Source organism: Albidovulum sp., assembly GCF_049646345.1.
Taxonomy (GTDB): Bacteria; Pseudomonadota; Alphaproteobacteria; order Rhodobacterales; family Rhodobacteraceae; genus Albidovulum.
Map to the genome: position 1 here is coordinate 1 of NZ_JBARVQ010000407.1, position 11,544 is coordinate 11,544.

The 11,544-nt window shown below is 61.9% G+C and carries 10 protein-coding genes and 1 pseudogene; 10 read left to right on the plus strand and 1 reads right to left on the minus strand.

Annotated elements, in window-relative coordinates; translation table 11 throughout:
• From WBB85_RS09995 to WBB85_RS10005, 3 genes and pseudogenes are all read left to right on the plus strand, one after another.
• Positions 1-266: pseudogene (locus tag WBB85_RS09995) on the plus strand (heme d1 biosynthesis radical SAM protein NirJ); the annotation flags it as partial.
• Positions 267-357: 91 nt separating this feature from the next.
• A complete protein-coding gene (locus tag WBB85_RS10000; protein WP_432638480.1) occupies positions 358-1,875 on the plus strand; it encodes a cytochrome D1 domain-containing protein in 1,518 nt (505 codons plus the stop codon).
• Positions 1,853-2,095, plus strand: coding sequence for a hypothetical protein (locus WBB85_RS10005; RefSeq protein ID WP_432638471.1), 243 nt, complete (start codon positions 1,853-1,855; stop codon positions 2,093-2,095). The genes WBB85_RS10000 and WBB85_RS10005 overlap by 23 nt, the downstream gene beginning before the upstream one ends.
• 84 nt (positions 2,096-2,179) lie before the next feature.
• Here WBB85_RS10005 and WBB85_RS10010 read toward each other — a convergent pair whose 3' ends face one another.
• Positions 2,180-2,971, minus strand: a complete 792-nt coding sequence (locus WBB85_RS10010) for a helix-turn-helix domain-containing protein (protein WP_432638472.1) — start codon at positions 2,969-2,971, stop codon at positions 2,180-2,182.
• Positions 2,972-3,143: 172 nt separating this feature from the next.
• Between WBB85_RS10010 and WBB85_RS10015 the strand changes: the two genes are divergently transcribed.
• From WBB85_RS10015 to WBB85_RS10045, 7 genes are all read left to right on the plus strand, one after another.
• Complete coding sequence (locus tag WBB85_RS10015) at positions 3,144-4,712, plus strand: ABC transporter substrate-binding protein (protein WP_432638473.1); 1,569 nt, start codon at positions 3,144-3,146, stop codon at positions 4,710-4,712.
• 85 nt (positions 4,713-4,797) lie between these two features.
• Positions 4,798-5,742, plus strand: coding sequence for an ABC transporter permease (locus tag WBB85_RS10020; RefSeq protein WP_432638474.1), 945 nt, complete (start codon positions 4,798-4,800; stop codon positions 5,740-5,742).
• 9 nt (positions 5,743-5,751) lie between these two features.
• Positions 5,752-6,636: an ABC transporter permease gene (locus WBB85_RS10025; RefSeq protein WP_432638475.1), complete on the plus strand. Its 885-nt coding sequence runs from the start codon at positions 5,752-5,754 to the stop codon at positions 6,634-6,636.
• Positions 6,636-7,607 carry an ABC transporter ATP-binding protein gene (locus tag WBB85_RS10030; RefSeq protein WP_432638476.1) on the plus strand — a complete coding sequence of 324 codons (972 nt, stop codon included), beginning with the start codon at positions 6,636-6,638 and terminating at the stop codon, positions 7,605-7,607. Before WBB85_RS10025 ends, WBB85_RS10030 begins: the two co-directional genes overlap by 1 nt.
• Positions 7,604-8,590, plus strand: coding sequence for an ABC transporter ATP-binding protein (locus WBB85_RS10035; protein ID WP_432638477.1), 987 nt, complete (start codon positions 7,604-7,606; stop codon positions 8,588-8,590). The genes WBB85_RS10030 and WBB85_RS10035 overlap by 4 nt, the downstream gene beginning before the upstream one ends.
• Entirely contained in the window at positions 8,587-10,227 is a 1,641-nt protein-coding gene (locus tag WBB85_RS10040) for an amidohydrolase (RefSeq protein WP_432638478.1), read from the plus strand. The genes WBB85_RS10035 and WBB85_RS10040 overlap by 4 nt, the downstream gene beginning before the upstream one ends.
• The coding region (locus WBB85_RS10045; protein ID WP_432638479.1) for a C69 family dipeptidase at positions 10,224-11,544 on the plus strand (1,321 nt) is incomplete at its 3' end. The genes WBB85_RS10040 and WBB85_RS10045, both read left to right, overlap by 4 nt.

Below are 11,544 nucleotides of genomic sequence, written 5' to 3' on the forward strand. Positions count from 1 at the left end.
CAGATCTCTGGACCGGCGATGACCCGATGCTGGCCACCTTGCGCCAGAGACCTCGGCCCCTGAAAGGCCTCTGCGGCGCCTGTGCGTTCAAATCGGTCTGCGGCGGCAATACCCGCATCCGCGCGCTTCAGGTCACCGGCGACCCCTGGGCCGAGGACCCGGCCTGCTACCTTTCCAATCAAGAGATCGGGGTGGAAGAGGCAGAACGCCTTGCGACAACCCCGTTCCGGGGCAAGAGCCATGATCCGGCACATCGTTTTTTCTGACTCACCCCGCCATCGCCTCGCGCCTCCCCTCCCCCTTGTGGGGAGGGGATGGGGGTGGGGGGCCGCCGGTTTCTGCGTCGCGGCCACGATGATGCTGGCCTCTGCGGCCGATGCCGGGTCCGATCCTGTGGCGCTCTATTCCGAGCATTGTTCCGCCTGCCATGCCGAAACCCGGCTTGGCGGCACCGGCCCGGCGCTGATCCCTGAGGCGCTGGGCCGGATCAAGGGTGAGGCGCTGGAAGAGATCATCGCGAATGGTCGTATTGCGACTCAGATGCCAGCCTTTGCCGAAGACCTGACGGCGGAGGACATCGCCGCGCTTGCCGCCTATATCGCTGAACCTCTTGCCGAAACGCCCAGTTGGACCGTGCATGAAGTTGATGCAACGCGCGACCTGAAAACAGACTATATTTCAGCAAAAAAGCCGGTATTTTCCGCCGATCCGATGAACATCACGCTGGTCGTGGAAACCGGCGACCACCATGTCAGCGTGCTCGACGGCGATACGTTCGAAGTGCTCGACCGCTTCGCCACCCCGTTTGCCGTCCATGGCGGGCCGAAGTTCACGCCCGACGGGCGTTATGTCTTCATCATGTCACGCGACGGCTGGGTGCAGAAATACGATATCTGGTCACTGGCCGAGATTGGCCGGGTTCGCGCCGGACTCAACAGCCGCAACATCGCGATGAGCCATGACGGCAAATGGCTGGCCGTCGCCAACTACCTGCCGAACACGTTGACGATCCTCGCGACCGATGACCTGTCGGTGGCAAGGATCATCGACGTGGTGGGGCGCGAGGGCAATCCCAGCCGGGTTTCCGCCGTCTATCAGGCGCCCGACCGCAAGAGCTTTGTTCTGGCGCTGAAGGACGTCCCCGAAGTGTGGGAAATCGCGACCGACCCCGGTGCAGGCCCCTATCACGAAGGGTTCGTCCACAGTTTCGAAAAGGGGATGGAAGAAAGCCTTGCCGCCGAGGAGGGCCTTTTCGCCCGCCGCCGCATCATGGTCGACGCCCCGATCGACGATTTCTTCTTCAGCCCGGACTACCAGAACCTGATCGGCACCAACCGCGAGGGCGACAAGGGCGTTGTCGTCAACCTGATCGTCGGGCGCGAGATTGCCGAACTTCCGCTGCCGGGCATGCCACATCTCGGTTCCGGTATCAGCTGGATGCGCGACGGGCGGCGGGTGATGGCGACACCACACCTGCGTGAAGGCATGCTGAGCGTGATCGACATGAAGGACTGGTCCGTCATCGATACGATCAGGACCGATGGGCCCGGGTTCTTCCTGCGCAGTCATCAGAACTCGCCCTATGTCTGGGCCGACGTCTTCTTCGGTCCGAACAAGGACAAGATGCATGTCATCGACAAAGAGACGCTGCAGATCGTGAAAACGCTGAACCCCGCGCCGGGCAAGACCGTGGCGCATGTTGAATTCACCCGCGACGGATCGAAGGCGCTGGTCTCGATCTGGGAAGATGACGGCGCGGTCATCGTCTATGACGCGGTCACGCTTGAGGAACTGAAGCGGTTGCCGATGCGCAAGCCATCCGGGAAATACAATGTCTCGAACAAGATCCATTTTGAGGAAGGCACCTCGCACTGACGGGCACTGGCCGCTCTGGAAGCTTGGCGCGATGCTCTATCCCTTCGTCGCCGGGGCGGTGGCGATCAACCTCTTCCTGCTCGGCCTGATGTGGCAGGCAGTGGGCATTCCGGCGCTGTCACCCGTTGCCTGCGTGATCCTCTCCGTTCCGCTTGGTATCCCGGCAAGCTGGGCCACCGCGCGTTGGGTGCGGCTTCTGATCGATGCGGCAGAGCGGTGACGACCAGGTGGCACTGGCCGATGCAATTTCCATCGCGCAACCCTGATGGACGGTCGTGAAATCACGGCAGGCCGGGATCAGAGGTCAGGAGGTTCCCATCTGCCCGCCCGTCAGGATCGCCAGCGCCCGGCGGTCCAGTTGCGGGGAATTGCGGCTATAACGCCCGACTTTCAGCATCGCGGTTCGAAGATCGATATTGCTGCCAAGATAGCGCCAGACGATGGACGAGGTGAACGGCGCCCGCTGTCGGCTGGTGATGCCGAAGGTCACGCCACGCAGATAAGTCAGCTGTCCGCGCCCAACCGGATAGAGCACGGTTTCCACCACCGCATCGCGGGCGAGATGCTGGTACTCCAACACGAAAATCCGATTGCCCAGAAGTGCGGCCCGTCCGTCGTATTTCGACAGGTAAAGACTGCCATCTTCCGGGTCGATCGACCGCTCAAGCGACTTGCAGCGGATGATGCCTTCATGTTCATCCAGCCGGACCATCGCGCAGATGATGGAGTTCTCCCAACTTTCAGTCTGAAAGTAGCTGAGATAATAACCGAGATAGCGCCGAAGCTGCGTCGTCTGGCCCCGGAACGCACTGTCAAAACTGTTCGCCTCGGCCCCAGGGCCCGCCGCTCCGGACAGGCGCGTAACCACTGTGGGGTGGTTTTCAAACTCATCGGCAGGCAGCATCAGTTCTGCCGGACGCACCCCGAAATGCATGGCGATCCGGCGCATGTTGGATGCAGATGGGTGCGCAGACCCGTTCAGATATTTGTTGAATTGCTGCCGGTTGATGCCAATCTTGCGACAGGTTGCCGAGATCGACCTTTCGGCCGAACACAACAGCCGAAGATTCGTCGCCAGATCGAAATCGTCCATCATCCCCGCCCATCCTGTCTCTCCACTCAGTATATAGCGCGATTTGACGCGAAAAAAGCACAAAGTCGCGTCAGTTAGTGAATGGCCGCGAAATTGTGCCTGCACGATTTCGGCGATCTTCTTTCGTGGATCGCGCCGGGACCGGCGGGAGGATCACTCAGGGAGAGAGACAACAATGACTGCAAACAACATTTCCTGGAGCCGCGTTGGGCTACCGCGTCGCGCATTTCTGAAAGGCGCGACCGCACTCGGCATGGCTTCGGTCGCCGGCATGTCGATGCCGCGCATGGCGCATGCCGCAGGCGGCACGCTGAAGACCCGCACCTATGCCGATATCCGTTCCATGGATCCGGCCTTCAGCCAGGGCGTGGTGGATGAGGAAATTCATGCCGCGATCTACAACAAGCTGATCCAGTACAAGCCGGGCCGCGAATGGGGCTGGCAGCTTGATGCCGCCGATATGGTCGAACAGGTGGATGCGACCCACATCAACTTCGCATTGAAGGACAATATCGGGTTCACCAACGGCTTTGGCGCAATGACCGCCGAGGACGTGAAATTCTCGTTCGAGCGTATCATCGACGACGCGCTGGAATCGACGAACAAGCCTGACTGGGGTCCGCTGGATCACGTCGAAGTCACCGGCGAACGCACCGGCACCATCGTGCTGAAGAACGCGTTCCAGCCGCTCTGGTCGATTACGCTGCCCTATATCGCGGGCAATATCGTGTCGAAGGCGGCGTTTGAAAGCGTCGGCGGCAAGATCGACACCCAGCCGGTCGCGACCTCGGGCCCCTACCTGCACACCTCGTGGGAGCCGAAGCAGAAGACCACATTGACCCGCAACCCCGACTGGAAGGGCGACGCGCCGGTCTATGACGAGATTCAGATCTATCATATCGATGATGAAAAGGCCGCCGAGATCGCGTTTGAGGCCGGTGAGATCGACTTCACCCGCGTCAGCCTCGACTCGGTCGAGCGTCTGAAATCCTCTCCGATCGAAGGTGCCACGCTCGATGAATACCCGTCGCTTTACTATGTCTGGGTTGGCATGAACCTCGACAATCCGAAGCTTGCCAACCTCAAGCTGCGTCAGGCGATCCAGTACGCGATCGACGTGCCGTCGATCATGGCGGGCGCCTATTTTGGTGCGGCGGAACCGTCGACCGGCATCATCGCGCCGGGCCTGCCGGGCCACCGCGAAGCGTCCCTGACCGGCACCACGGCTGACCTCGAAAAGGCGCAGGCGCTGATGGCGGAATCGGGTGAAAGCAATGTCTCGCTTGCCATCGACGTGCTGAACAAGTCGGCGAACGTCACCGCGGCCCAGATCATTCAGGCCAACCTTGCCGCCATCGGCGTGACCCTGGAAATCCGCCTGCATGAAGGTGCAACCTTCTGGGAACTGGGATCGAACGAAGGTCTGGAACTGGTGCTCAACCGCTATTCGATGACGCCGGACCCGTATTACGCGACCTCGTGGTTCATCACCGAACAGGCGGGCGTCTGGAACTGGGAGCGGTTCAGCAGCGAAGAGTTCGACGAACTGCACCTTGCCGCCCAGTCGGAAGGCGATCAGGCCAAGCGCGCGGCGATGTATGCCCGCGCCCAGGACCTGATGGAAGAAAGCGGCGCCTACAAGTTCATCACCCATGAATCGACGCCCGTGATCTATCGCAACACCGTCGTTCCGGCGCTTCGTCCGGACGGATTGCCGCTCTACCGCTACTTCGGCGCGGTTTAGGACCTCCCTGCGAACGGAGGGGGCGTGGGTTCGCCCGCGCCCCCTCCATCATTCAGGGAGTCAGCCGTCTTGCGGGGAGGAGACCATGCTGAGTTATATCATACGACGCCTTGGGTTGGCGGCGGTCATCACCGTGCTGGCGGTGACGCTGCTGTTTGTGATCATCCACATGATCCCGGGCGATCCGATTTCGACCATGCTGGGACCGAAAGCCACGCCGGAACTGCGTGCAGCCCTTGAGGCGCGCATGGGGCTGGACAAGCCGCTGCCGGTGCAGATCGGTCTGTTCTTCGTCAACATGCTGCGCGGCGATCTGGGGATGGATGTCTTCACCAACCGCCCCGTTACGACCATCGTGCTGGGCCAGATCCCCTACACCTTGACGCTGATCCTCGTCTCTATCGGCTGGTCGGCCACGCTTGGTATCGCGCTGGGCTGCTATTCGGCGGTCAACCGAAATTCCCTTGGCGACCGGCTGACCGGGGTTTTATCGGTCTCGGTCATCGCGGTGCCGGCCTTTGTCGTATCGCTCTATTCGCTCTTGATCTTCGCGGTGCAACTGAAATGGTTCCCGGCCATCGGCGCGGGCGAGCCGGGTGACTGGGGCGATCAGCTTCACCACCTCGTGCTGCCGAGCCTTGCAATGGGGCTAAGCTGGGTCGGCTATATTGCCCGCCTGGTCCGCGCCTCGATGCTTGAGGTCATGGGCGACGGCCATGTCCGCACTGCCCGCGCCTTCGGTCTGCCCGAGCGCCGGATCACCTTCAGCTATGCCCTGCGCCTTGCGGTTCTGCCTACGGTCACGGTGATCGGGGTCGGGATGGGGTTTCTTCTTTCCGCCGCCGTCTTCATCGAGATCGTGTTTTCGCGGCCCGGCCTTGGCAAGCTGATGATCGACAGCATCACCACCCGGAACTATCCGGTCGTGATGGGGTCTGTCCTGTTTTCGACGCTGATCTTCGTCGCCTCAACCACGTTGGCAGATGTCGTCAACGCAATCCTCGACCCGCGTATCCGGGCTAAGAAATAGGACCGCGTCATGACCGAGACAGCCATTCCCCTGCCCAAGGCCCGTTCCGAACTTGGCGAGGTCCTGCACCATCTGGTCCGTGATCCGCTGGGTCTGGCGGGCCTGATCATCGTGACGCTGATCGTCGCATCGGCGATCTTTGCCCCATGGCTTGCGCCCTACGATCCGATTGCGATGAACATCCCCGACCGCATGCAAGGCCCCAACCCAACGCATCTCATGGGGACCGATCAGCTTGGCCGCGATACGCTGTCACGGGTGATCTGGGGCGGGCGCGTGGCGCTGAAAGTGGCGTTGCCGACGGTCGGCGGGGCAATTGTCATCGGCCTTATCCTTGGCATGATCGCGGGCTATGGGCCGCGCTGGCTCGATAACCTCATCGTTCTGCTCTTCGACACCGTACGGTCGTTCCCGACCGTGATGTTCGCGCTGGCGGTCGTGGCGCTGGTCGGACCCAGCCTGAACACCGTGATTTTTGTCATCATGGCAACCTCGATCCCGACCTATGGGCGGGTGGTGCGCACGCTGACACAATCTCTGAAAGAGGCCGAGTTCATCACCGCCGAAAAGTCGCTGGGCGCCTCGACGATGCGGATCATGGGCGTGCATATCCTGCCAAACGTCCTTGGCCCGCTCGCGGTGCTGGCGGCGATGGATATCCCGACCGTCGTCGGGCTTGAGGCGGGCTTGAGCTTTCTTGGCATGGGGGTGAAACCGCCCACGCCGTCCTGGGGCGTGCTTTTGAAGGACGGCTACGATCTGATCCGCAACACGCCATGGATCATCATTGCCGGGGGCATCCCGCTGATCCTGACGACGCTTGGTTTCACCTTCCTTGGCGAAGCGCTCCGCGACGTCGTCGATCCGAAACTTCGTGGCAAGGGGGGCAAGTGATGGCCGTTCTCGACATCCGTGACCTGTCGGTCAGCTACGCCACCCCGCGCGGGCCGTTGAAGGCACTTCGCAATGTTTCGATGACGATCCCGGAAAAAAAGATCACCGGCATCGTCGGCGAAAGCGGCTGCGGCAAGTCCACACTGATTTCCTCGATCATCCGGCTGATGGCCCCGAATGCGCAGGTCGGCTCGGGCGAGGTGAAGTTCAAGGGTGAAAATCTGCTGGCGCGGTCCGAGGCTGAGATGCGGGCCCTGCGCGGCACCGAGATTTCGATGGTGTTTCAGGACCCGATGCAGACCCACAATCCGGTTCTGACCGTCGGTCGGCAGATGATCGACATCCAGTATCGCGACAAGCTGTCGAAGGCCGACAAACGCAAGCGCGCGGCTGAGATGCTGACGCTTGTGGGCATCCCCGACCCCGAGGCGCGGCTGAACCAGTATCCGTTCGAATTTTCGGGCGGCATGCGCCAGCGCATCGCAATTGCCATGGCCCTGATGGCCAAGCCGTCGCTTCTGATCGCGGACGAACCGACGACGGCGCTCGATGCCACGCTGGAAGTCCAGATCATCAAGCGGCTGCGCGAATTGCAGGATGAGATCGGCTGTTCGATCCTTTTCATCTCGCACCATCTGGGCGTCATTGCCGAGCTCTGTGACGAGGTGGTGGTGATGTATGCGGGCGAGGTGGTGGAAAGCGGCACCGTCCGCGATGTCTTTCACAACCCCGCGCATCCCTATACCCGCGCGCTTCTGGAATGCGATCCGGGCCATATCAAGGTCAGAACCCGCAACCTGCCGACGATCCCGGGCAACATTCCCGATCTTGTGGATTTGCCCAATGGCTGCGTTTTCGCAGAACGCTGTGACAAGCGTCACGAAGCCTGCGCCACACGGCCCGCGATGGGAACCGCAAGCCCCGGCCATCACGCCGCCTGCCACCTGATATCCAAGAGGGCAAACGCATGAGCGCGCTTCTTGAAATCCGCGACGTCTTTGTGCGCTTCCACCTGCGCGGCGGCATGTTTTCGTCGGCCGGGACCATTGATGCGGTGTCGGGTGTCAGCCTGAACATCGAAGAGGGCAAGACCTATGGCATCGTCGGCGAAAGCGGATCGGGCAAGACGACGCTCGCCCGTGCCGTCGCCGGTCTGCACCATGCCTCGGAAGGGTCGATCACCTATCGCGGTCAGGAACTGGTCGATCTGGGTGAGGCAGAGTTCCGTAAACTCCGGCGCGAGATTGTGATGATGTTTCAGGACCCGATCGGGTCGCTGTCCCCGCGATTAACGATCAAATCTCTGATCACCGAACCCTTCCGCATTCAGGGCATGGGCGACCGTGATCTTGATGCCGAGGCAAAGCGGCTTTTGGACATGGTCGGCCTGCCGCCGGAATTCGCCGCGCGCTATCCCTATCAGATCTCGGGCGGGCAGGCCCGGCGCGTCGGCGTGGCGCGGGCTCTGGCGCTCGACCCCAAGCTGTTGATCGCGGATGAACCGACAGCAGGTCTCGACGTGTCGATTCAGGGTGAGATGCTGAACCTTCTGGCCAAGCTGCAGGATGAGCTGGGCCTCGCCATCATGATCATCACCCATAACCTGAATGTGGTGCGTCATATCACCGACAAGGTCGGGATCATGTATCTGGGCAAACTGGTCGAGGAAGGCCCGACCGAAGAGGTCTTTGTCCGGCCCCAGCATCCCTACACGCTGGCCCTGCTGGCGGCGAACCCCGAACCGGATCCGGACGCGCAGCTGATGAGGGTCGAATTGCAGGGCGAACCGCCCAGCATCCTGCGCCGCCCGAAAGGCTGCGAGTTCTACACCCGCTGTCCCTTCGTGCAGCCACGCTGTTCGACGGACATACCGCAATGGTCAGCCCATGGCGCAGGTGCCCATCGCTGCCATTTCCCCGAAATCTGGACCAAGCAGGAAGCCGCCGCATCATGAGTGCCACGATTTTCACCAATGGAACGATCCTGACGCTGGACGATACCAATTCATCGCCCGAGGCGGTGGCTGTTGATGGCGAACGTATCGTGGCGGTCGGAACCCTGAATGTCATCCGCGCGGCCCTTCCCGGCGCGAAGGTTGTGGACCTTGCGGGCCGCACCCTGATCCCGGCCTTCATCGACCCGCACGGCCATTTCCCCGACAGCGCCTTCGTCACACTTCTGCGCGCTGATCTCGCCTCGCCCCCGCGCGGCGACTGCCGTTCGCTTGCCGATATCTTTGACCGGCTGCGTGCCAAGGCCGCGAAAACGCCGAAAGGCGAATGGGTCATGGGTGCTGCGCTGGATGAGACGCTGCTGCAAGAAGGCCGCATGCCGACCCGGGATGAGTTGGACGCGGTATCGCGCGACCATCCGATCTGGGTCATCCATACCTCGGGCCATTGCGGTGTCGCCAATTCCATGGCGCTTGCCCGGCATGGCGTCACGGAAGAAACACCCGACCCGGCCGGCGGCCGGTTCCTGCGGGACGCGGCGGGCCGTCTGACGGGTGGGATTGAGGGCCTGTCGGCGATGGGCGAAATGAGTGACACCCATTTCCTGATCGACAACAGCAATTTCGGCCGCTGCTTCGATGTGGCGCGCGAGGAATACCTGAGCCATGGCGTGACGCTGGCGCAAAACTCATGGACGGCGCTGCCGCTTCTGGAGCTGTTCGCAGATGTGGCGAAAGCGGGCGATCCCGGTATCGACCTTGTCCTGTTGCCGGTGGCCGAGATTGAGCCGGGGTTTTCCAAGGTGGGCCTTGGCCGCGACTGGCCCAGGGGTCAGCACATCACACTGGGCCCGCGCAAGCTGTTGACCGACGGGTCGTTCCTGATGCGCACGGCTTACCTGACGGAGCCCTATTACACCGGCGCGCCGGGCAAGACGCCCGATACGGGCCTTGCCTATATCGGGCGCGACACGCTTATCGCCGAGGTGAAAAAGCTTCACGATATGGGCTTTCAGATTCACACCCATTGCAATGGCGATGCGTCCTCTGACATGTATCTGGATGCGGTAGAGGCGGCGATCGCCGCCAATCCGCGCAAGGATCACCGCCATACGATCATCCACGGACAGGTGATGCGTGAAGATCAGCTTGAGCGTTGCGCGAAGCTGGGCGTAACGATCAGCTTCTTTCCCGCCCATGTCTGGTATTGGGGCGACAAGCACTACTCCGAATTCCTTGGCCCCGAACGGTCGCAGAATATCTCGCCCACCGGTTGGGCTGAAAAGGTCGGCGTACGGTTCACCATCCACAACGATGCCGCCGTCACGCCCACACGGCCCCTGCACCTGATCCACACGACGGTGACGCGACGAACCCATAGCGGTCGGGTTCTGGGTGAGCATCAGCGGATCAGCGCACTGTCGGCACTTCGTGCCCATACGATCGATGCGGCCTGGCAGGTGTTTCAGGAAAACGATCGCGGCTCTATCGAGCCCGGCAAGCTCGCCGATCTTGTCATCCTTGACGCCAATCCGCTGGACCGCCCGGACAGGATCGACACGATCCGGGTCGATCAGACCTGGCGCCGTGGTGCGCGTGTCTATCAGGCAGAAACCGGAACGGTCGGAGAACCTGCGTGAGCTACGCGATCTATGTCGGCAAGAACCACTCGGCCACCGGTCATGCCTGGCTTGGCGGCTATGGCGATGAACCTTCCTCGCACTGGCTTGAGATCATCCCGGCGAAAGACCATGAACCCGGTACGATGATCGATATTGGTGTCGGACCCGAGGCCGATATGCCGGGATGCCGCACGGCAATTCCGCAGGCCGCCCATACATTGCGGCATATGCGCGTCAGCTATTCCTACTATCTGGGCGTGCCTGCGCCGATCACAAATGGCGGGCTGAACGCGGCGGGCGTGGCGGTGCGCGATGTCTGGTCGACCTCTCGTGCGGAATTGCGGGACCTGACGCCGAAAGACCAGACCGGTCTGAACTATTCGGACCTCGCGCGCATCGTGATGGAACGCGCAACGACGGCGCGCATGGCGATCGAGATTTGTGCCGCCCTCATCGCCGAACATGGCGAGGCCACCTATGGTGGAAACTCGCACCTCTTCGCCGATGCGGATGAGGCCTGGGTGATGATCCAGTTCGCGGGCGGCAAGGGGCTTTGGGTGGCCGAACGGCTGGGACCGGACAGCATCCGCGCCTCGCGCCCCGGCTACGTGCTGGACGTGCCGGTCGACAAGCCGGACCATCCAAATTTCCTCTGGTCGCCGAATTTCGTCAGCTTCGCGCGCGAGATGGGCTGGTACGAAAGTGGCCCGTTCGATGCCAATACCATCTATGGCGACAGCAAGGGCCGCTGGGACGGCGTCCAGTGGATCGAGGCCGAGATGCAGGCACGCGCTGCGCGGCCTGAAAAGATCGGCCTGGCAGATGTCATCTGGGCAGTCCGGACCGAGAAGCTGACCGGAGACACGGCGGGCTATGGACAAGTCGTGCCGCTGGCCCGCCCGGCTGATCCCGCACTTCACATGATGTGGCATGCCACGACCGGTCCCGTCGCCGCGCCCTTCGCCCCGGTCTTTCTGGGTCAGGCCGATGTGCCGCCGGAATACGGGCCGCACCGCTATCTGACGGTCGGCGAATCCCACCGCTTCGTCGACATGAGAAAGGCCGTTTCAGGCGGTTTAGACACTGTTTCAAAGATCCCGCAGCCTCGTGAGGCACATCGTTCAGCCTTTTACGAATCCAAACGGCTGATGTATCTGATCCAGCTTCTGGGGACGGACGCATTGGGTCGGGTAACGGCGGCATTTGAAACCCGCGAACGCCTGCTTGCCAACCAAACCGGCAGCCATCTGCGGATCGCCGAAACCGCGTTGGCGGCTGGGCTGGACGATGACGTGCGGGTCCTTCTGAGTGACTTCAGCGCAAGGTCGCTGACAG